The organism is Enterococcus sp. UD-01, from assembly GCF_044909655.1.
In the GTDB taxonomy this organism is placed as follows: domain Bacteria; phylum Bacillota; class Bacilli; order Lactobacillales; family Enterococcaceae; genus Enterococcus_L.
In genome coordinates this window covers 177,733-199,190 of the sequence record NZ_JBIYEU010000001.1, presented here as the reverse complement: position 1 = coordinate 199,190, position 21,458 = coordinate 177,733, and the positions used below count along the sequence as shown (strand labels likewise).

Genomic DNA, 21,458 nt, shown 5'->3' with positions numbered 1-21,458 from the left:
GTTTATCCAACTTTCTTTATTTGACTCTCTAGTTTAGCATAAAATTTATTGATTGTCCTTCCACTTTGATAAAAAAGCGGCGGTTGCTTGCGTGCCATATAGCTGTCTGTCCGCGTACTTGTCCGCGACTTCCTGCAGCAAGTTGAACCCCAGCTTTTCACCGCGATAAGAAGGATTAATGGTTATATCGTGCAGGATCATCGTTTCGGGCGTATCGAACTCCAAGCCGACGATTCCTTGGATGTTATTTTCTCCTTCTGGTATCCAAAACAAGAGCTTTAAGTTTTCTTCGGTTTCATACATGTCGATTTCCTTTAATAACGATTGATATTCAGCTAATTTTTGGTGGAAGCTTAATAAGCCCATAGCAATTTTTCGTTGTTCTTTGCGGTAATGCTTTAACATGATTTCACCTTCTTTATTTTTAGTCTTAAGCTCTTGGAAAATGCTGTTTGTAAACGTCAGCCATTCTTTGCTTGGTAATATGTGTATAAATCTGCGTCGTTGAGATATCGGCATGTCCTAAAAGCTCCTGAACAATGCGCAAATCTGCACCGTTTTCTAATAAATGAGTTGCAAAGCTATGCCGTAGGGTATGCGGAGTGATCGTTTTATTGATTCCTGCTTCCCGCACAATTTGTTTGAGGTTTTTCCACACGCCTTGACGTGACAGGGAATGACCATGGTGATTGACGAAAAGATGCTGCTCTGAGGGATTACTTTTCAGCAAAAAGGGTCTAGCATCTTCCAAGTAGGTTTCAATCCATTGAATGGCGTAATCACCTAATGGAATAATCCGCTCTTTGTCACCTTTCCCAATTGTCTGCAACAGCCCCATGGACAAATGTAAATCGCCAAGCTTCAAGTCCACCAGCTCACTTACACGCAGTCCTGTCGCATACATTACTTCTAAGATAGTTCGATTTCTAATGCCCAAAGGTTTCGTTGTGTCAGGTGTTTCAATCAACGTCGTGACCTCTTCTACAGATAATGTACTTGGCAGCTTTTGGGCTTTTTTGGGTGAATCAATATGCTGCATCGGATCATGATCTGTTTTTTGCTCCTGTCTAAGAAATTGATGAAAGCCGCGTAAGCTTGAAATCATACGAATAACAGTAGCAGAGGAATTATTCTCATTATGCAGGGTCTGTAGATATTCCATAATTATGTAACGGTCAATTTCCTGCCATGACGTAATCTTTTGTTCTTGTAAAAAAGTAAAATACTTATGTAAATCACGTTCATAGCTTTTTCTGGTATTCAAGGAAAGCCCGCGCTCAATTTGCAAATAGTGCAAATAATCAGTGATTTGCTCTTCCATCTATTTTACCCCATTTCCTCTTATTATCATATCAAAGAATATTAAACGTTGTATAGTTAATTCGAAGGAATCATTTATTTTTTCGAAAATTCGCGCCGTCTTTTAATAGAATGGCAAACAGAAAGGTTGGGACAAGCGTTTAACTACCAGAACTAAAAAAAGAACATTCATCATCGAATCGTTGCGCTCTTCACGGATATCAACACCAAGTAGGGACTGTCAAGCATCGCATCGTTTCTCTCTTCGTGTTTGACAGCAATTTCGGATTATTTACAAAAACCTTCAATTCTTAATGCTTTAGCACACAAAGTTTGATGGAATCGACACGCGGCTAGTATTACTCTCTTTACGATTACTCGAGTCAAAGTACTGTAACTTTTTTTCGCTTTCGCCGTTGATTTGCATTTAGAGCGTAAGGTAAAAGCGTTCTTTACTTTTATCTTACGCTCCCTTTTTTCATAACCTTACTTAACATATTTTGCCAAAAATGCGGCCACCTTTTCTTTATAGGCTTTCGGATTCACTGAATAGGCTTTAGCATGTTTCGCTTTAGCAACGATAAATTTTTCTTTGGGCGCATCCGTAGCCGCATATACTTCATCCAGCATTTCAAACGGTACAAATTTATCAGCAGCTCCATGAATAAACAGCATTGGTGTTTGATTTTTCTTTAGTTGAGCGACGGCATCAGCTTCACCAAAGAAGTAACCGGCACGAATTTTAGTAATTAGACTAGTCACCGGTATCAGCGGAAAGGCCGGCAAATTAAATAGTTCCTTCAATTGTCCCGCCAATTCCTCATTCACTGTAGCATAGCCGCAGTCCTCAACAATTGCTTTGACATTTTTAGGCAATTTTTCGCCACTGGTCATCATTACCGTAGCCCCGCCCATGCTGATGCCGTAAAGGGTGATTTGAGCTGATTGACCATTTTTAGTCAATACTTGGTCAATCCATTGAAGATAATCCTTTCGTTCCGGCCAGCCAAAGCCAATATAATCACCTTCGCTTTTTCCATGTCCACGCGCATCCGGCACTAATACATTGTAGCCTAAGTCGTGATACATTTTTGCGTAGCTGGCCATGGTTTCGGCATTCCCCATATAGCCATGAGCCATAATAACATTTTTATCTGTTTGCTTATCCGCCGGAAGGTAAATAGCTTTTAATTTTAAACCATCAGTCGCGGTTAATTCCCAATAGCTACGATTTTTTTCATCCTTAAACCAGGTTTCCTCTGGATTTTTCGCTGTTGTATCCGTTCCCGGCGTACCCTTTGATAAAAAATCCTTCTCTGAAGGCACGACTGCATAATTGTAAAAATACAAGCCAGCTCCTGTTAAACCAATAATAAGTAAAACCATTAATGCGACAACTATTTTTATTGCTCGTTTCATCTATTCTACATACTCCTTGTTCAACACATGTCTTGTTTCTAGCATAAATAATGCGCTACTCATTTTCTAAATTCTTAAATAGTATAATAGTTACACTAGCAATAAGCAATACTAATCGCAAATTGAACCCGCTAGCTCGTGCGCATAATCCTCAAAAATCATCTGAAAATTCGCGGCAATATTTCTTTCCAAGGACAGTGGTAAAGTCAAAATCTCGTCAAGTGTAAAATAGCCTGTATCCATCGTTTCCAATCCTACAGAGGTTGTCTCTCCAAGGGGCTGACAGCGAATAAAGAATTTATAAACGTAGGTCAAAGCAGGCGGATACGGATGCTTGGCTTTATCCAAGACAGCGATTAACCGTTCAGCTTTCACCTTCAGACCAGCCTCCTCCAAGGTTTCCTTTTCCGCTACTTCTTTCGGCGAATACCCGATATCTCCCCAGCCGCCAGGTAAGGCCCAACGCTCATCGCTTTTTTCTTTTACTAATAGCAGCTTACCCGCTTGATTAAAAACTACAGCCCGAACATCGACTTTAGGCGTAGCATAGCCCTCATCCTGCTCCAACAGTATCGAAAGCTGCTCAGTGGCAAGCGTTGGATAAAGCGTAGTCAACAAAGCATTGGTTACTTGCATCAATTCTTCATACCGTTCTAAATCATAGGGATCTTTGCCATAACGTTTACCAGTCTGTGCAATCCCCTGCAGTTTAGCCAATAAAATGCCTAGTTCTTTTTCAGCAGCCATCACGTTTGCTCCTCTCTCTTATCACCGATTGAAAAAACCTAAAACAAAAATGCTGCATTTGTCTTAGGTTTTCTGATTATTTATTTTCAATTAATTTAAAGCTTGACCAAGGTTTTAAAAAGTCCAGTAAAAACAGCTCGTCAGCAGCTATTTTACCAACGACGTTTACGCGTCCGTCATTCTTCATTTCTTTTAAAGCAATCTGTGTTTCGCCTTTATATTGATCGTAACCAACGTTGTCGATCAGAACATCTCCTTTAACCATGTCTCTCGTGTTATGAGCTGGAAAGGCACGATCTTTAAAATGAATCCGCGTCATTGTTGAGCGTAAAATGTATTCGGAACGATCGCCGCGATAGCTGTGAAGACTTGTAAACAAGACTTCTTTTTCATCTTCTGAAATATCATCTGCTACGTCCACTTTAATCGACGGGTATTCTGCATTGAAGGCATCCGCCATTGCTTTTAGTTCTGCTTCGGAAGCATAGGCATTTCCAACTAAGATATCATCAATTAAACCGGTTAAGACAAGATGCTTCACCTGCGTAGCAATTTCCAAATCACGATGATCCTCTAAAGAGCACAAGCCGTCTTGGGTAGGCCAAGGACCGAATGTCGCATCATGTGAATTAACAAATGCCATCGTATTTAAATTGTATTTTCTAAATTTTTCAGAGCAAAACACAAAGTGTTCATAGCCTAGGCCAGAATAACGATGAGGATAAAAATTATGCGAGCCCAACAAATTGTCAGTGTTCGGTGAGTAGCTCATAATATTGTCCACGTAGCTAGTGCCTGTACTCATGTTGATTTCAATTTTTATGCCATATGGATTGCGCGTCATTTTTGCTTCCTCTGCGCCGGTAAAACCAACATCCAGTCTTACTCCGTAAGCACCCATTTCATTAAAAAAAGATAAGTCATCATAGGAAATAGCTAATTGCTCAAATAAAGCAGGATTGATATCCACCATGACCTCCATGCCAAGACTATTTGCATAATCTACAACATTTTTAAATTCTGCCAGTACTTTTTCTTTGTCATCTTCGATCTGTAATAGACTTGTAAACACACGTTTAAAGCCGTATTTGTGTGCCAAATCGAGATAAGCTTTGTCCTTTTCAAAAGTGGAACGCTCCGGATAAATAGAAATGCCTAATTTGCCCATTGTACTGCCTCCTAAAGTTTGTATTCATCATAATGTATCCATTTTCATTATAGCAGAATCGCTAAAAGTGGTCTACACCTTTCCTGAATCTTAAAATTTCGCCGATTAAACTAGCTCTGGGATAAATCATTTGTTATGATAAAATAGATACTATTTTGAAAGGAAGATTTATAATTTATGAAAGCAAAAAAATTCATCGCTGCAACAGCGTTAATCGCCTCTTTAGCTTTATTTTCAGCCTGCGGCGCTAAAACGGAAAAGAAAACAGCAGCCTCTTCAACTGACAGCTCAGAAACAAAAGCCTCTGAATCTGTCGATTTGAATGCGCTAGATTTGCCCCAGCTATCCGATAAGGTTAGCGAAGATGAAGATTTAGTAGAGCTAGTTACTACTGAAGGAACGATTGAGATCAAGCTCTTCCCGAAACAAGCTCCGAAAACAGTTGAAAATTTCATCACTCATGCAAAAGACGGCTATTACAACAATGTAACTTTCCATCGAGTAATTGAAAACTTTATGATTCAAGGCGGCGATCCTAAAGGAGATGGAACCGGTGGCGAAAGTATCTGGAACGGTACGTTTGATGATGAAATCTCTAATCAGCTTTATAATATTCGCGGCGCTTTATCCATGGCCAACGCCGGTACGGATGAAAATGGCAAAGGAACCAATGGCAGCCAGTTCTTTATCGTCCAAAATCAAGACGACGTTTCTGACGGTTTGTTGAAAGATGACTATCCGCAAAAAATTATTGATGCCTATAAAAACGGCGGTACTCCTTATTTGGACAAAAAGCATACAGTGTTCGGTCAAGTAACAAAAGGCATGGACGTAGTTGATAAAATCGCCGCTGTTGATACAGACGATAATGATAAACCGAAAAAAGACATCAAGATTGAAAAAATCAATATTCTGCAAGAAGCAAAAGAATAGCATAAAAAAGACGGCCTTAAAAAAGCTGTCTTTTTTTATGTTATCAATCATTTTCTTAAGTTTTCCTTGAGCTGGTTCTCTAAAAAATTCGTCATTTTAGCCAAAAAGTGTTAAGGTAAAACAAAGAGGTGAAACAAATGACTTTTAATCCACAAATTGAAACACTTATTTTAAACGCTGCTAATCGCAAACTGTCCCCTCTGGTCGCTAATGTCATTAATTTTCAGCAATTCGATCAACAAGATGTAAAAGATACGGCTCAAAAGCTGATTGAAGAAGGTCGTATCCATGCTGCTTTGCATTATCACTATAATGATTTATGTACAATCACTTTTATGCCACATGCTAGTTAAAATAGATGATCCTAAAAACAACAGGCAGACTCTTACAACATGAGTTTGCCTGTTGTTTTTAGTTATCCAAATGGATTAATGCTTTTTCAGGTACTTCTTCTTTGTCTACCTCTTCGTAGGTTTCAATATGCGCACCTTTATTATAGACTTTTAAATAGCGCTCTTTTTGCAATTCATGATCCGCAGTAAATAAGATTTCTCTTTTTTTCCCGTTGTCGTCACTGGCAATTTGCTGATAAGTAGCGATGCCATATTCATTAATAGCGTCTGCTTCTTTAGTCTTCACATAAACGGTTCCTTTGGCAATTAACGGATTTAGTTGATCGATGATACCGGACAACTCATCTGATTGATTGTTCGTATAAAATTTCGCTCCTAAAAGTACAGCACCAGCGATTAAAAAGCTGCTCAATAGTAATTTGATTCCTTTCATGTTACTTCCTCCAATCATTCGTTACTGAAATGATTTTAACAAGTAACTGCCCGATCAACCTCCATCCGGCATCCGATTTTCCGCTCATTCTTTAGGCCTATTGCTTTCTCCGTCTCATTCTCCCGATACTCAGGCTTCTAATCTAGCGAAAAGCTCTACAAGCTGCTCTTCTGTTAATTCTACGATGGATGAAATCGTCAAGGAAGCAATACCCGTTGCGACGATTAACAACTTTTCATGAAGCTTTTTTAGACTTTCTTCAGTAGCTGAAGCATAGCTGCTCTCTTCGCTGATGGTTCTTTGAAATGTTTCAAAAGATAGCTGATGCAGTTCTTTGCCAAAAGAATGCTTATCTGTAAACAAAGATATGTATAATTGATTATTTGTTTGAGCTAAATTAATGTAATTTAAGCCGAAATCCACTACTGGGTCTCCCGTATGTTTAACTGAAAAATAGTCTTTCTCTAACGAATCATGAACCGTTTTTAATAGCGTTAGCTTTAAATCCTCCATATTATCAAATTCCAAATAGATCGGCTGTGTAGATATGCCCATATGATTAGCAATATTTCTAGCAGTAATCATAGAAAAACCATTGTTTTTTAATAAATCAAACGCAGCCGACAAGATATGGGCTTGAGTATAGACTTTTTTCCTAACCACAGTAATCCCTCCTTTGTTTTTTGTTTGTTCATTTTTTATTTTTACAAGCATCAACATTTGTTTTTTTTATTGATTTGTTCTTTTATTTTACACCTTTTAATGTTTTTATTTTCTCAAAAATTGCAATATTCATGAAAAATTGTGATAATAATGTTATTTTTTAATGTGCTTTCGTCCAAAATTAATTCATCTCTACTATGCGCCTATTGTTTTTTTGAGTGGGGACATTAGTAATTTTATCATTAATCGTAAAGGGCCCGTGAACCGCCGATCAGCTTGGGTCTTGACTTCAAGTAAGTTGTATGAGCTTGACCAATTTCTTTGATGGTCGTTCTTACCGGAACTTGAACATGTTTCACATGCATGCCTATTGCTGTATCTCCGATGTCCATCCCGCCTTCTCCTGTAATTTTTTCAACCATCACTGGTTCTGTAAAGCGCTCGTAAGCCGCTAATGCAGCTGCACCTCCTGCATGAAGTGTTGGCACTACTGAAACAATTTCTAAGTTCCGCAGCTGTGCTACCCGTTTTTCAACTACCAGCGCACGATTCAAATGTTCACAGGCTTGAACAGCCAAATATATTCCTTTGCTTTTCATTAAGGTATGAACGGTCGAAACAATTAACTGTCCTATCTCTTTGCTTGATTGTTTGCCGATTTTGCCTCCAAGTACTTCACTGCTGCTGCAACCCAATACAAAAATACTTTCCTTAGCTAAATCTGATTGTTCAAAGTATTCAGTTAAGCCTGTGATGATTTGCTGCTCAATTTTTTTCTCATCCATTTTACTTACCTCCTTTAACTTCTTTCATTATGACAAATACAATAAAAGTTTGTCAAAAAAACACTGATTTAAAACAAATTCATGTTTTAAATCAGTGTTTTTTATTTGCCGTCCAAGATATTTAAGCGTACCTTTTTAGGGCCGTTGATCCGCACGCTGTAAACAATCGTTCGAATAGCTTTCGCTACTCGACCTTGCTTACCAATAATGCGGCCAATATCTTCAGGCGATACCGTCAAATTATACTCTAAAAAATCATCAGATTCTTCTATCTCTAATTTAACTAATTCAGGTTGACTGACCAACGGACGAACGATAGTTAAGACTAACTCTTTCACATCTGTCATAGGTGGTCACCTTATTTCTTTGAAAATTTAGCTTCGTGGTGTTTTTTCATAACGCCTTCTTTTGAAAGAATGTTACGAACTGTATCTGAAGGCTGCGCACCTTTAGACAACCAGTCTAATACTAAATCTTCTTTTAAAACTACTTCTGCAGGATCTTTTAAAGGATTGTAAGTTCCAACAGTTTCGATGAAACGTCCATCACGAGGAGAACGAGAATCTGCTACTACAATACGGTAAAAAGGACTCTTTTTAGAACCCATGCGTTTTAAACGAATTTTTACTGCCATTTTATCTATTACACCTCCATTAACTTAATCACAAATGCTAGTTTACCAGATTTCCAACAAGCTGTAAAGAGTTTTTTCTTGACACCTTGAAAAATATTTCTCCAAGTGATATCGCTTTGTTTTCATCTGTGTTATACTGATATTCCTTGGCAGGGGCACTATCTTAGCTGCAAATCTGAACTGAAACGGGTTCTATTTGCAGCTTTTTTCGTCTATTTCCACAAACATATAATAGTCAAAGGCTGTTTTTTTCACAAAACCAAGCGACTGGTATAAATGATAGGCTGCCGCATTGGTTGACTCAACTTCTAAATAAATTTCCTGTGCCTGCTCCTTCATTAATTGTTGAAGAATTTGAGTGAGTATTTTTCTGCCTAGTCCTTGTCCCCGATAGTCCGCTCTAATCACAAAACCGTAAAGGGCATAATTTTGCCGTTCTTTTTCAATCCTAATACTAGCAATAATCTCATTATTTTCCTTTAAAACAAGCGTCTTTTCCAAATCCGTATTCGTTAATTCAGGACTAGCTTCCTTCCCGTGCAAACCAACAATGGCCGCAACATCTGCTTCAACAGCTTTTTCCAGTCTACATTTAGAAACGAATGGTAATTTTTTTCCTGAAAAAGCCATGCCATATTCAGTAAAGCTATAAACATATTGTTTTGTTGCCTCTAAATAATCCATTAAAAACGTGTCTCTTTGATCAACGATTAAAAGTACGGATCTTTTATAAGACACCGCCAAAGTCAGCCATTTTTTCTCCATTTCTGAAAGAATTGCTGCTTGGGGGCTGGCAATAACCGTGATTTCCATGATTTCCGGATCAAAAGTATTCAACGCTGCATACCCTATTAACTGGTCTTGATCCCAGCAAAGTAGATGCTGTACCCTGCCGTCATTATCTTTAAAAAAGCTGGGATCCAGCTTAAAATCAAGAGCTGAATCCTTGCGCAATTCTTCCTGTAAGTTTTGAAGTTCTCCTTGTTCCTTTGAATCTAGTTGTGTTTGAAGCAATAATTGAACAGTCATGTAGGCTCCTTTTGTTTTATTAGTTACTGCTAGTATAAACGAGAAAAAGTACTAGGAAAAGTCATATTTCTTGCAAAATAGCAGAATCAGATTTAAGATAATACGTGTTATTTATGAATTGGAGGAATTACCATGACTAAAAAAATTGGATTTTTTGTAGGAAGTTTACGTAAAGGCTCGTATAATCGTGCAGTTGCAGAAGCAATGGCAAAATTATTCCCTGCAGATTTAGTAACCGAATTTGTTGATTTAAGCAAACTAGAAATGTATAACCAAGATTTAGATGATAAAGGCAAACCAACTGTGGCCTGGACTGCCTTTCGTACCCAAGTACAGGACTTGGACGGTGTTGTTTTCGTTACGCCAGAATACAACCGTTCTGTTCCCGCCGTTTTAAAAAATGCTTTGGACGTCGGCTCCCGCCCTTATGGTGAAAGTGTTTGGGACGGCAAGCCTGGTCTAGTCGTCAGCGTATCACCTGGTGCTGTAGGCGGCTTTGGCGCCAACCATCACTTGCGTCAATCGTTAGTATTTTTAAATGTTCCTACCTTACAACAACCGGAAGCCTATATCGGCAATATTACCAATTTATTAAACGAAGACGGCACAATTGTTGAAGGTACTGTTTCATTTTTACAATCTATCGTAGATGCTTACGTTGCTTTCTTCAAGAAAAACAGTCAATAAAATAAAAGCTTCATCGCTTTACTTTGCGCAGTATAACGGCACGAAATGTGTTTGTTATACTGTTTTTTTTTTTGCGATATTTCTCTCTAATTATTTTTGTAAAAAGGTATTTACAACAACAACTGTACTATGTATACTAGTACACAACGAACAATCAGGAAGGAAGTTTCTCATGATTTCTATCAATAAAACTAGCAGTAAGCCCTATTACGAGCAGCTAATGTTGAGTATAAAAGAAGATATTTTGAGTGGGTTGCTGCAGCCGGGAGACAGATTGCCTTCTGTTCGTGAAATGGCCAAGCAGTTAACCATGAACCCGAATACGATCAGCAAAGCGTACAAGCTATTAGAAGTGCAGGATGTCATTATCACTGTTAAGGGCAAAGGAACATATATAAAAAAATTGGATCCTAAGCTACGTGATGAACAACAAATCCAAGCGATTAAGAAACAATTTACTGATTTAGTCATTGAAGCAAATTATCTAAATGTATCGCAACAGGAAATGAACGAATGGTTAACTGATAGCTATCAGCATTTAAAAGGAGAGTAAGAAATGAGAATAGAAAAGTTGGGAAAAGAAATTAATAATCGGAGTATTCTACAGGATATTACATTAACCATTAAAAAAGGAGAAATCACTGGTTTAATCGGCCAAAACGGTTCTGGCAAAACCACCTTCTTCCGTTCAATCGCGGGGCACTATGAACCGGATGAAGGACAGATATTTATTGAAAAGCAGGACATCAAAAAGCACGTTCACTTGAAGCAGCAACTTTTTTATATCGATGAGCAGTATAATTTTTTAGCCGGCTATTCCCTGCACAAGCTGCAGCAATTTTATCAATGCGCCTACCAAAATTTTGATAGTAAGAAATACTCAATTCTTTTAAAAAAACATAAGCTGCATGCCAAAATGAACTATCATTCCTTATCCAAAGGAATGCAGGGTCTTTACAAAATGATTTTAGCGGTCTGCTCCAATGCAGAATATCTCTTACTGGATGAACCGTTTGATGGCTTAGATGTCATTGTTAAAAAGAAAGTAATTAGAATGCTTTTAGATGACGTTAGTGAACAAAAACGAGCAATTATTATTTCTTCACATAACTTAACAGAGTTGGAAAGTCTTATAGATCGGGCGCTGATTTTAAAAGATAATCAAATCCAGTATGATTACCATTTAGAACAGCTGCGGGAAAAAGCCCGGAAGCTGCAAATGGTCTTTAAAACAAAAAAAGTGCCGCAGGTCGTTAAAAAGAATAGCCGTCCCCTTCACTACCAAGGGCGCGTCATTACAGCGATTTTTGAAAATTATACTGACGAGATCGAAAGAATGATCTTAGCAGAACGACCACTTCTATTTGAAGAAGTACCACTAACTTTAGAGGATGTTTTTGAAGTACATGTCACCAAAGAAGAGCAGCATTCTTTACGAGGAGGAGTATTATGAAGAAAGAGTTATGGACAATTTTAAAAAAACGCTATGGACGCTTCTTGATTTTCATTTGCTTGGCAATCATTGCAAGCTACATTTACATTGGTATATCGAATGTAGCCACTTGGAAAGAACAAGAAAGAATGTATGATGAAATTATCTTAATTCAGAAAAGTCAAAATAAGAGTCCGCTTTCAAAAAAAGAAGGGCTATCCTTGTTTAATCAAGGAACAGAATATGAGGAAGGCGAGCCAACTGTTTATTACACTACGTATTTCAATGAAATTCCTCATTTGTTGCTTGCTGCGATCGTTTTAGTTGGTTTTAGTATGTTCTTTGTCGACTTAAAAACTGGGTTTAATGAATTTCTCTTTTCTTTAGGTGTTTCGAAAAAGAGAATATATGTTTATAAGTATTTACTCGTCGCTCTTCCATTTTTAAGCAGTGTATTGTTCGCAAAAATTTTGTATATTGGGATTGTTGTAACTGGGATTCCTAGTGAATATGTCAATATTAGTTTTATACAGATGGGAGCTTATCTGCTTGGCAATATGGTCACCAACTTCTTGTACTTTTCCTGTGCGGCTTTTATCGGATCTGTCACAGGTCATATTCTTTGGGGACCATTTACAGCCTTTAGTTTTTGGTTTAGTCTGACTTATTTCATTTCAGGTTGCGTGAATGCTTGGTATTACTTCACTGGAAATGATCTAGCAACTCTGACGACCAGCGAAAATAAATTTTTAGTTTATACCGTCACTAAAGAATCCGTAAATATGATTGCGCTAATCAGTGCATTCCTTTTTTCAATGGGCGTGATTTTTTTAGGCTATCTGTTATTTTCTAAGCTTTCATTGGAAACGAAGGGACGATTTTTATTGTTTAAGCAATTAAACTGGCCGCTATTGCTAGTTTTAATCATGTATGTTCCGCTTACTTTAGTTTTTGGAATGAACGCCATTTACAATACGGACGATGGTAAGTCTCCTATTCTCAAATTAGTGATGTATGCCGTAATTACTGCTTTCATTGCCAGTTTTTTGATTTATCAAAAAAATCTTCAGCTCTGGTGGCAACAAAAACGGTTGAAACGATCAGAAAAAGTCGGGATTTAGAGAAAAAATCGAGGCTGGGAAAGAAACGTTTAACTCCGAGAACCAAGAGTAGGTACGTTCATCATCGAATCACTACGATCTTCGTAGACAACCGCACCAAGCACTTAGAGATTGATGTGATCGACGCGCAGCTAGAGTTGCTTCTGCTTCCGCCGGTTATTCGTAAATAGAGAGCGAGACAAAACTATTTTTTTAGTTTTGTCTCGCTCTCTATTATTTTTTATTTTTTCTTCTTTTTCTTCTTCTTTTTGTTTTTCTTAACCATTCGGTTCATCGCCATTTTGCCAAGCTTGCCTTTAATGCCTCCGCCAAACATTTGATCCATTCCTGGAATGTCCATATTGCCTTTCGACATTTGCTGCATCATTTTTTTCGATTCTTTGAATTGTTTAATCATGCGGTTAACTTCCACCACACTATTACCGGAACCGGCAGCAATTCGACGTCTGCGACTCGGATTCAGTAGGTCGGGATTTTCTCTTTCAGCCGGTGTCATTGAAAGCACCATGGCTTTTTTGCGCGCCATATCTTTTGGATCGACCTTCACATTTTCAAGACCAGGCATTTGACTCATCCCCGGAATCATTTTGAGCAGATCTTCAATTGGCCCCATACCCATCACTTGATCCATTTGTTCGATGAAGTCGTTAAAATCAAAGCTGTTTTCCTTCATCTTCGTTGCAAGCTCTTCTGCTTTTTTCTCATCATAATCCTGCTGCGCTTTTTCAATCAGCGTCAGCATGTCACCCATACCTAAAATACGACTAGACATCCGATCTGGATGGAAAATTTCTAAATCTGTCAGCTTTTCACCGGAACCAATGAATTTAATTGGCGCGCCGGTCACTGCACGAATGGACAAGGCTGCCCCGCCACGGGTGTCGCCATCTAATTTAGTAATCACCACGCCGGTAATTCCCAGCTGTTGGTTAAAGCTGTCAGCCACATTAACGGCATCCTGCCCCGTCATGGCATCAACAACCAGCATAATTTCATCCGGCTGAGCTACTTCTTTGATTTGCTTTAATTCATCCATTAAGGTTTCGTCAATGTGTAAACGACCCGCCGTATCAATCAGCACATAATCATTTTTCTTTTCCTTGGCTAATGCCATTCCCTGACGGACAATTTCAACTGGATCGGTATCGGTTCCCATATCAAAAACAGGAACTTCCAGCTGCTGACCTAAGACCTTCAACTGATCGATCGCCGCTGGACGATAGACATCGGCTGCGATCATTAAGGGACGTGCATTTTCCGTTTTCATTAAATGATTGGCTAGTTTACCGCCAAAAGTTGTTTTACCGGCTCCTTGAAGTCCAACCATCATGATAACCGTCGGAATCCGTTCGGACTTGTTTAAGCCAACAGTTTCAGAACCAAGCGTAGCAGTTAATTCCTCGTCTACAATTTTTACGATCTGTTGCGCCGGTGAGAGACTTTCGAGAACTTCCACACCGACAGCGCGTTCACGCACACGTTTGGTAAAATCTTTGACTACTTGTAAATTAACATCGGCTTCCAATAAAGCAAGTCGAATTTCTCTCATCATTTCTTTTACGTCTGCTTCAGATACTTTTCCTTTACGACGTAATTTTCCCATCGCCTGCTGTAGGCGTTCTGTTAAACTTTCAAAAGCCATAATCTCATTCCTCTACTTCTTGTATTTGTTCGATATAATTAATAATAGTCGTATCTTTAGGGTATGTTTCAAGGACATACTTGCGCAATTTATCCAATAATTCGCCGCGCACGATATAATCAGAAAACATGTGCAGCTTCTTCTCATAATCTTCTAAAATCTTTTCAGTACGCTTGATATTATCATAGACAGCTTGGCGACTTACTTCGTATTCTTCTGCAATTTCACCCAATGAAAAGTCATCTGCATAGTACATTTCCATATAATTCATCTGCTTTTCAGTTAATAAGGATGAATAGCATTCGAATAAGGCATTCATTCGATTCGTTTTTTCAATTTCCATAGTCGCTGCCTCCAATTTCAATCCCTTTTAGGTTACCGATTTCGAGCGGATTAGTCAATAGTTGACTGCGGATTTCTCTGCTTTTTTTCCTATTTGTACCATAAGCGGCAATTACTCATTTCATTTTCTGATAACCACCTATTTCAAAGAGAATGATCAAAAGCTCTTTGCCAATCAGATTCTGGAATAACATTGATGCCCTGCTTCATAAAATAAGCAGCGGCTACTCCCACTCCCGCTTTTGTAATACCGGAAAAGGAACCATCATAGATCCGCTGGCTGCCACAGGAAGGACTGCCTTCTTTTAGAATAATTGTTGTAATTCCTTGGTTTTTTAACTCCTCATAGGCTGCTATGGCACCTTGTCTAAACTGCTGGGTCACATCCATCCCTGAAACTGTCAGAACTTGCGCTTGTTTTTGCCAAACGTCAAAGCCATCGCCATTAACGATTTCCGCTGGCTCTCTTGGTGTAGGCAGACCGCCGATTACCTCTGGGCAAATTACTACTGCCTGCTTAGCGGCAACTAATTCTTTTAAAGCTTTAATTTCTTTTGCTTTTCCATCATAACGACAGCAAACGCCGCCTAAACACGCGCTGATTCCGATCATTTTCATCCCTCTTTTCAATCCTTTTCATTATACCATTATTTTTGTTGCGAATATAGTTTAGAATGCTTTCATAAAGTTTTGGCTCTAACTAAATGTATGATAAAATAACGATGTATTGATTCTTAGTTTAAAGGAGTTCCGTGCATGAAAAAAGTACTAGTTGTCGATGATGAACCATCCATTGTGACTTTATTGACGTTTAATTTAGAAAAAGAAGGCTATGATGTTACGACCGCTTTCGATGGTGAAGCCGGCTATGAACTTGCCCTTTCTAATCACTATGATTTTATTATTTTGGATGTGATGCTGCCGCACATGGATGGACTGGAAATGACAAAATCCTTGCGCAGAGAAAAAATTGATACGCCAATTTTAATTTTAACGGCCAGAGATGATCAGGTAGACAAAATTATCGGTCTGGAAATTGGAGCAGATGATTATTTAACTAAGCCTTTCAGCCCTAGAGAAGTTTTAGCTAGAATGAAAGCCATTTTTAGACGATTGAAACCAGTTGAAGTAACGGAAGAAAAAGAAGCAACAAAAGCGCCGTTGATTTTAGGTGATATCGTCGTTGATGAACAGAATTATGAAGTCACTGTGCGCGGTCGTAAAATTGAACTAACACCTAAAGAGTTTGAGCTCTTGGTATATTTTATGAAGCGTAAGGATCGTGTGATTGATCGTGATACTTTGTTGGATCGTATTTGGAACTATGATTTTGCCGGTCAAAGCCGGATTGTGGATGTGCATGTCAGCCATTTAAGGGACAAAATCGAAATTGATCCCAAGCGTCCGGCTTATTTAGTCACAGTACGCGGCTTTGGCTATCGCTTTCAGGAGCCTAAACAATGAAAAAACGGCAAAGAATCGAATATTTTTTGGTAGGCTTGTTAATGCTTGCTTTGTTTGCTGGAAGCATTTTTTTAACAAATGTTTTTTTTAAAAAGGAATTGTATTTACAGCAGGAAGAATTTTTGCAGAAAAAAAGTACCTTACTGGTTGACCAGCTTAATCCCGAAATTTTTGTTCAACAGACGCTTTCGCCGGCGGAAAAAACATTTTTGCAGCATTATACTACTGACGAAAATGAACGCTTAACGTTGATGGATAAAAATGGCGAGATCTTTTTTGATAGTTCTACTATAGATTTTGGTAGCAGAAATACGCGTCCTGAGATTAAAGCCGTTTTGTCGGGTGCTGATTTTGGCTCCGCCCTTAGAAAAAGTGCTACTTTAAACAAAGAACTGCTCTATTTGGCAATTCCGGTGCGGCAAAATGATAAACTGGTCGGCATTATTCGACTTTCCGAAGAAACCACACAGTTTTCTTCCAGTATCCAATCCTTTCGCCGCTATCTTTTAATTACATTAGGACTGCTGTTTTTGATTATTACTGTGTTTGTTTTTATTTTGCTTCATCAAAAAAACGAGCCTTTAATTACTGTTTTACCTGTTTTGAAAAAAATGGTCAAATATCCGGATGAATCGCGATCCATTATTCAAAATTCGCCGGAATGGAATGAGTTATATGAAACAGTCAATCTATTAAGCCAGCAAATGAGTCAAACTTATTTAGCTTATACCTCAACAGAAGAACAATTTCATGCGCTGCTGGATGAGTTGATGATTGGCGTCTTTCTGATTGATGTTGAAGGAAAGCTACGTTTGATGAATCCTAAAATGCGTGAGATTTTAGCCATTCCGGAGCATGACACAGAGAAAAATTATTTTGATGTCATTGAAGAACCCGCTATGATTCATTTGATTCATCAAGTGGTCACTGAAAAAAGCACGGTTCATCAGGTAATCAAGTTGGCGAATACACCAAATGAACGGATTTTAGATATGACCTTGCGCTTTATCGAAGAAAATGGCAACAATTATCAGGTCTTAGGAATCGCCTATGATTTAACCAGAGTGAGACAACTGGAAAAAATGCAGAAGGATTTTGTCGGTAATGTCTCTCATGAATTAAAAACGCCGGTTACCTCTCTACTCGGCTTTACTGAAACTCTGCTGGATGGTGCCAAGGATGATCCGGAAACTTTAGAGCAGTTTTTGACCATTATGCAAAAAGATGCCTTGCGCCTGCAGCAGCTGATTCAGGAAATTTTACAATTATCTCGTGACGGGAAAAATATTTCCTATGAAAATCAGGAAATTGCCTTACGTCCCTTTATTGAAGAGATCGTGCGCTCCTATCACCAATGGATCAATGAAAAAGAACTAAGCATTGAGATTCAGGGAGAAACAGACGCAACTTATTTTACAAAGTATGAACTGCTGTATCCGATTATTAAAAACTTAATTGAAAATGCCATTCAATATTCTAAAGTCGGCGGCAAAATCGTTATTACTTATGGCTTTGCTAAGAACTTCTTTATTCAAGTAACGGATGATGGCATCGGAATTAGTTTAAAAGATCAGGAACGGATTTTCGAACGGTTCTATCGCGTTGATAAAGCACGCAGCAGACATTCCGGCGGTACTGGCTTAGGCTTGTCCATTGTGCAGCATTATGCCGAACTGTTAGGTGGTTCTGTCACCCTTGATAGTCATTTGGGGCTTGGATCAACTTTTACAGTCAAGCTACCTTTGGAAAAGAAATCATAATGAAAGCAGCCCGACTTTTTTGAAGGGCTGCTTTTTCCTGTTTACTATTTTAGGGAAGTGTTTATTTATTGGTAATGTGACCGGTAGCATCTCGTTCAACTGACATGTCAGTTATCGGCAAATAGCCTAATTCTTTTACTACACCTTCTTGGACATCTTTTTCTAGCATGTAATCAAGAAAGGCCTTCACATTTTTGTCCGGCTCACCTTTTGTATACATATGCTCGTAAGACCAGATTTTCCATGAATTATCAGCGACATTTTCTTCTGTCGGTTTCACACCGTCAATACTTAAAGCCACCGTTGAATCATCCATATAAGAAAAAGCAAGATAGCTAATTGCTCCTGGTGTTTGTGCTACGATTTGGCGAACAGTTCCTGATGAGTCCTGTTCTTGAGATTGCACGGCTGTAGCGCCATCCAAGCCCCATTTTTCAAACGTTGCCCGCGTTCCGCTGCCACTTGGCCGATTGATAACAGCAATTTCCTGATCTTTTCCGCCAACATCTTTCCAGTTTTTAGTTTTACCGGTAAAAATATCGATTAATTGTTGTTTCGTTACTTCTTTCACGCCGACGTCCTTATTTACGACTGGCCCCATCCCGACAACCGCTACGCGATGATCCACTAATTTATCGGCAGCAATCCCTGATTTTTCTTCTGCAAAAACATCTGAGTTACCGATGGTTACGGCTCCATCTGCGACTTGCGAAAGACCGGTGCCACTACCGCCGCCTTGAACCGAAATCGTATAATTACTATGTTCGGCTGTAAACTGATCCTTGGCTGCATCAACCAGCGGCTGCAAAGCAGTAGAACCAACTGCAACAATTTTAACCGGCTGGTTATCTGAGCCTGCTTTTGCTGTATCACTGCTGTTTGTTGCTGTTCCTTGACTGCCACAGCCGGCAAGTAATAGTCCCATGCTTAATACGATCGTCGATAATACACGTTTTTTCATTTTGACACGTCCTTTTCAATTAGTTACAAGCCTAGTTTAGCAACGCGATGTTAATTCTTCGGCAAAAAAATGTAAATAACAGGTAAAGGTATGTAAAGATTTCAGCAAAAAAACTGCCGACAACAAATGTTGTCAGCAGTTAATAATAAAGATTACTGGTGTTTTTTCATATAACGCTGGATTCTAGTCATTGCTTCTTTTAAAACATCCATGTCGGCAGCATAGCTGATTCTTACATAACCTTCTGCTTCTTGTCCAAAAGCGATGCCCGGAATAATCGCCACCGCTTCTTCCTGAGCTAAAGCCACACAAAACTTCATTGAATCTTGTTCATAGCCCGTCGGAATTTTAGCGAATAGATAAAATGCGCCGCTTGGCTTTGCCACTGTAAAACCGCATTCTATCATTTGCTGATAAACAAAATCACGGCGCCGGCGATACTCTTCTTTCATGATCGCAGCATCATTGATTCCTTCAATCAGAGCACGAACAGCCGCTTTTTGCGAAATCGTTGATGCTGCAGTTACCAAATATTGATGGACTTTAATGATTTGGGCAATTAAATTCGCTGGTCCAAAGATAAAACCAATACGCCAGCCGGTCATTGCATGTGATTTGGATAATCCGTTAATCATAATTGTTTGCTCAGGAATAAATTCAGCAATTGAAACATGCGGCTCATCATAAGTCAGCTCACTGTAAATCTCGTCACTGATAACAAAAACCGGATAGTTTTTCAAGACCTCTGCAATCGCTTGTACCTCCTGACGATTGTAGGTAACGCCTGTCGGATTGCTTGGATAGTTTAGAATAATTGCTTTTACTGCACTCCCATGCTCTGCCATTGCTGCTTCAATCATTTCCGGCGTTAAAATAAAATCATTCACGCTTGTATCAATATATACAGGTTGAGCTTGTGCTAAAGTAATCACTGGTTCATAGCCCGGATAGATCGGTGCCGGCATTAAAACCTTGTCCCCAGGTTCCAAAATAGAAAGCAGACTAGCAGAAATTGCTTCCGTCGCACCAATCGTTACTAATACTTCTGAAGCCGGTTGATAGCTGATTCCGTATTTTTCTTTTACAAAAAAGGTCGCTGCTTCTCTTACGTCGGTTAAGCCGGACATACCTGTATAGTGAGAAAAATTATTGGTAATCGCTTCATGGGCGGCATCTTTCACATGCTCAGGGGTGTTAAAATCCGGTTCCCCCAATGTTAATTTCAAAATCCCTTCAATATCAGAAACCTGTTCGTCAAAGCGGCGAATGGTCGATACAGCAATCTTGTACACCTGTTTGTTAAATCTGCTTGTTACATCCATAGCTTCTCCTCCACATCAATCATAAGGACAATCCTCACGTTTTTCTGTTTTATCATAGCATAATCAGCTTTAAAATGAAAATAGGATTTAAAAAAACTCGCTTTTTCTTTCTGAAATCACATTTATAACTTGCCATTTTACCATCCCTTCTTTATAGTAAAAGAAAAAGAAAGAGGTTGAGGCTATGAAAGGTATTCGCAAAATTACACCGTATGTTCCGGGAGAGCAGCCCGATAATCCCAAAATAATTAAATTAAATACAAACGAAAATCCCTATCCGCCCACGCCATTAGCTGAACAGCAGCTGAAAAACTTCGACATTCGTCAGCTAAAACGCTATAACTCTGTTGATAATTCTCAATTGAAAGCTGCACTGGCCGAAAAATTCGGTTTAACACCTGAAAATTTTGTCATCGGCAATGGCTCCGACGAAGTATTGGCTTTTTGTTTTTTGGCGTTTTTTAATAGTAAAGATCCCATTTTATTTCCCGATATTACTTATGGTTTCTATAAAGTTTGGGCAGAGTTATTCAATGTTCCTTTTAAAGAAATCCCGTTAAATGATCGTTTCGAAATCGATATCAAGGATTACCAGCAGGAAAACGGCGGGATCCTTCTGACAAACCCCAACGCGCCGACAGGTATTTTTAAATCTTTATCTGAAATAGAAGCCTTATTAGCCGTAAATCAAGAAGTGATGGTCATTATCGATGAAGCTTACATTGATTTTGCGGCCAGCTCGGCGGTGACGTTACTGGACAAGTATCCTAACATGGTCATCGTACGAACTTTTTCAAAATCCAGCTCATTGGCAGGGCTGCGTGTTGGTTATGCCATTGGTCAACCGGAATATATTCAAATTATTGAAAGTATCAAATCTTCTTTTAATCCCTATTCAGTGGATTCTCTCGCAGAAGACTTGGCCACAGCTGCTGTTAAAGACGCTGCTTATTATGAGGAGATTAATACAACTATTTGTCAGACAAGAGAATGGTTTACCGAAAAAATCGCCGAATTAGGCTTTCAAACCTGCCCTTCTCAAACGAATTTTGTACTGACTACGCACCCGCAGCACGCCATTGAAGATTTATTTTATTTTCTAGAACGTCATGAGGTTTATGTGCGCTATTTTCCAAAAGTGGAACGTTTGAAGAATTATCTACGAATTTCAATCGGCACACCTAAAGAGATGGAAATCGTTTATCAACTTTTAAAAGAATATACCGAACAATAAAAAGACACGTTAAGATCAGCGGACTTCACT

25 protein-coding genes are annotated in these 21,458 nt (G+C 38.8%); 9 read left to right on the top strand and 16 right to left on the bottom strand.

Annotated elements, in window-relative coordinates; genetic code table 11:
* Nucleotides 1-45: 45 nt before the first annotated feature.
* The 5 genes from ABH902_RS01045 to ABH902_RS01025 form a co-directional block, all read right to left on the bottom strand.
* Nucleotides 46-405 (bottom strand): GNAT family N-acetyltransferase, encoded by a 360-nt coding sequence (locus tag ABH902_RS01045; protein WP_404588672.1) that lies wholly within the window; start codon nt 403-405, stop codon nt 46-48.
* 25 nt (nt 406-430) lie between these two features.
* Nucleotides 431-1,321 carry a site-specific tyrosine recombinase XerD gene (gene xerD / locus ABH902_RS01040; RefSeq protein WP_404588671.1) on the bottom strand — a complete coding sequence of 297 codons (891 nt, stop codon included), beginning with the start codon at nt 1,319-1,321 and terminating at the stop codon, nt 431-433.
* A gap of 464 nt (nt 1,322-1,785) precedes the next feature.
* Nucleotides 1,786-2,718, bottom strand: a complete 933-nt coding sequence (locus ABH902_RS01035; RefSeq protein WP_404588670.1) for an alpha/beta hydrolase — start codon at nt 2,716-2,718, stop codon at nt 1,786-1,788.
* Nucleotides 2,719-2,829: 111 nt separating this feature from the next.
* Nucleotides 2,830-3,465, bottom strand: a complete 636-nt coding sequence (locus tag ABH902_RS01030; protein ID WP_404588669.1) for an NUDIX hydrolase N-terminal domain-containing protein — start codon at nt 3,463-3,465, stop codon at nt 2,830-2,832.
* A gap of 76 nt (nt 3,466-3,541) precedes the next feature.
* Complete coding sequence (locus ABH902_RS01025; protein WP_404588668.1) at nt 3,542-4,633, bottom strand: DUF871 domain-containing protein; 1,092 nt, start codon at nt 4,631-4,633, stop codon at nt 3,542-3,544.
* 177 nt (nt 4,634-4,810) lie between these two features.
* Here ABH902_RS01025 and ABH902_RS01020 point away from each other — a divergent pair, with 177 nt between their 5' ends.
* Both ABH902_RS01020 and ABH902_RS01015 read left to right on the top strand, forming a co-directional pair.
* Complete coding sequence (locus ABH902_RS01020; RefSeq protein WP_404588667.1) at nt 4,811-5,566, top strand: peptidylprolyl isomerase; 756 nt, start codon at nt 4,811-4,813, stop codon at nt 5,564-5,566.
* Nucleotides 5,567-5,703: 137 nt separating this feature from the next.
* Nucleotides 5,704-5,919, top strand: a complete 216-nt coding sequence (locus ABH902_RS01015; RefSeq protein WP_404588666.1) for a hypothetical protein — start codon at nt 5,704-5,706, stop codon at nt 5,917-5,919.
* A 58-nt stretch (nt 5,920-5,977) separates the two neighbouring features.
* Here ABH902_RS01015 and ABH902_RS01010 read toward each other — a convergent pair whose 3' ends face one another.
* The 6 genes from ABH902_RS01010 to ABH902_RS00985 all read right to left on the bottom strand — a co-directional run bounded on the left by ABH902_RS01010 (nt 5,978) and on the right by ABH902_RS00985 (nt 9,463).
* On the bottom strand, nt 5,978-6,352 hold the full coding sequence (locus ABH902_RS01010) for a YxeA family protein (protein ID WP_404588665.1): 375 nt from the start codon (nt 6,350-6,352) through the stop codon (nt 5,978-5,980).
* Between the two features lie 129 nt (nt 6,353-6,481).
* The gene (locus tag ABH902_RS01005; RefSeq protein ID WP_404588664.1) at nt 6,482-7,015 is read right to left on the bottom strand and encodes a TetR/AcrR family transcriptional regulator; all 534 of its coding nucleotides are present in this window, start codon (nt 7,013-7,015) and stop codon (nt 6,482-6,484) included.
* Nucleotides 7,016-7,257: 242 nt separating this feature from the next.
* Nucleotides 7,258-7,800, bottom strand: coding sequence for a TIGR01440 family protein (locus ABH902_RS01000; protein WP_404588663.1), 543 nt, complete (start codon nt 7,798-7,800; stop codon nt 7,258-7,260).
* Nucleotides 7,801-7,901: 101 nt separating this feature from the next.
* Complete coding sequence (locus ABH902_RS00995) at nt 7,902-8,147, bottom strand: KH domain-containing protein (protein WP_404588662.1); 246 nt, start codon at nt 8,145-8,147, stop codon at nt 7,902-7,904.
* An 11-nt stretch (nt 8,148-8,158) separates the two neighbouring features.
* The gene (gene rpsP, locus ABH902_RS00990) at nt 8,159-8,434 is read right to left on the bottom strand and encodes a 30S ribosomal protein S16 (RefSeq protein ID WP_010735006.1); all 276 of its coding nucleotides are present in this window, start codon (nt 8,432-8,434) and stop codon (nt 8,159-8,161) included.
* 192 nt (nt 8,435-8,626) lie between these two features.
* Complete coding sequence (locus ABH902_RS00985) at nt 8,627-9,463, bottom strand: GNAT family N-acetyltransferase (RefSeq protein ID WP_404588661.1); 837 nt, start codon at nt 9,461-9,463, stop codon at nt 8,627-8,629.
* A gap of 132 nt (nt 9,464-9,595) precedes the next feature.
* On the opposite strand from ABH902_RS00985, the gene ABH902_RS00980 reads away from it, so the two are divergent.
* The 4 genes from ABH902_RS00980 to ABH902_RS00965 all read left to right on the top strand — a co-directional run bounded on the left by ABH902_RS00980 (nt 9,596) and on the right by ABH902_RS00965 (nt 12,703).
* Nucleotides 9,596-10,150, top strand: a complete 555-nt coding sequence (locus tag ABH902_RS00980; protein ID WP_404588660.1) for an NADPH-dependent FMN reductase — start codon at nt 9,596-9,598, stop codon at nt 10,148-10,150.
* A 172-nt stretch (nt 10,151-10,322) separates the two neighbouring features.
* Nucleotides 10,323-10,703 (top strand): GntR family transcriptional regulator, encoded by a 381-nt coding sequence (locus ABH902_RS00975; RefSeq protein WP_404588659.1) that lies wholly within the window; start codon nt 10,323-10,325, stop codon nt 10,701-10,703.
* A gap of 3 nt (nt 10,704-10,706) precedes the next feature.
* Complete coding sequence (locus ABH902_RS00970) at nt 10,707-11,603, top strand: ATP-binding cassette domain-containing protein (protein ID WP_404588658.1); 897 nt, start codon at nt 10,707-10,709, stop codon at nt 11,601-11,603.
* Entirely contained in the window at nt 11,600-12,703 is a 1,104-nt protein-coding gene (locus tag ABH902_RS00965; RefSeq protein WP_404588657.1) for an ABC transporter permease, read from the top strand. Before ABH902_RS00970 ends, ABH902_RS00965 begins: the two co-directional genes overlap by 4 nt.
* Before the next feature lie 220 nt (nt 12,704-12,923).
* Here ABH902_RS00965 and ffh read toward each other — a convergent pair whose 3' ends face one another.
* The 3 genes from ffh to ABH902_RS00950 all read right to left on the bottom strand — a co-directional run bounded on the left by ffh (nt 12,924) and on the right by ABH902_RS00950 (nt 15,299).
* Entirely contained in the window at nt 12,924-14,345 is a 1,422-nt protein-coding gene (gene ffh, locus ABH902_RS00960; RefSeq protein WP_404588656.1) for a signal recognition particle protein, read from the bottom strand.
* 4 nt (nt 14,346-14,349) lie between these two features.
* Nucleotides 14,350-14,688: a putative DNA-binding protein gene (locus tag ABH902_RS00955; protein ID WP_404588655.1), complete on the bottom strand. Its 339-nt coding sequence runs from the start codon at nt 14,686-14,688 to the stop codon at nt 14,350-14,352.
* A gap of 143 nt (nt 14,689-14,831) precedes the next feature.
* On the bottom strand, nt 14,832-15,299 hold the full coding sequence (locus tag ABH902_RS00950; protein ID WP_404588654.1) for a DUF523 domain-containing protein: 468 nt from the start codon (nt 15,297-15,299) through the stop codon (nt 14,832-14,834).
* 144 nt (nt 15,300-15,443) lie between these two features.
* On the opposite strand from ABH902_RS00950, the gene ABH902_RS00945 reads away from it, so the two are divergent.
* Together ABH902_RS00945 and pnpS are read left to right on the top strand one after the other, a co-directional pair.
* On the top strand, nt 15,444-16,151 hold the full coding sequence (locus ABH902_RS00945; protein WP_404588653.1) for a response regulator transcription factor: 708 nt from the start codon (nt 15,444-15,446) through the stop codon (nt 16,149-16,151).
* The gene (gene pnpS, locus ABH902_RS00940; RefSeq protein ID WP_404588652.1) at nt 16,148-17,911 is read left to right on the top strand and encodes a two-component system histidine kinase PnpS; all 1,764 of its coding nucleotides are present in this window, start codon (nt 16,148-16,150) and stop codon (nt 17,909-17,911) included. The genes ABH902_RS00945 and pnpS overlap by 4 nt, the downstream gene beginning before the upstream one ends.
* A 61-nt stretch (nt 17,912-17,972) precedes the next feature.
* Here the strand turns inward: pnpS and ABH902_RS00935 are convergent, their stop codons facing one another.
* A complete protein-coding gene (locus tag ABH902_RS00935) occupies nt 17,973-18,872 on the bottom strand; it encodes a phosphate ABC transporter substrate-binding protein PstS family protein (protein WP_404588651.1) in 900 nt (299 codons plus the stop codon).
* Between the two features lie 152 nt (nt 18,873-19,024).
* Nucleotides 19,025-20,194 carry a pyridoxal phosphate-dependent aminotransferase gene (locus tag ABH902_RS00930; RefSeq protein WP_404588650.1) on the bottom strand — a complete coding sequence of 390 codons (1,170 nt, stop codon included), beginning with the start codon at nt 20,192-20,194 and terminating at the stop codon, nt 19,025-19,027.
* Between the two features lie 184 nt (nt 20,195-20,378).
* Between ABH902_RS00930 and hisC the strand changes: the two genes are divergently transcribed.
* Nucleotides 20,379-21,428, top strand: coding sequence for a histidinol-phosphate transaminase (gene hisC, locus ABH902_RS00925; protein WP_404588649.1), 1,050 nt, complete (start codon nt 20,379-20,381; stop codon nt 21,426-21,428).
* The last annotated feature ends 30 nt before the right edge of the window (nt 21,429-21,458 follow it).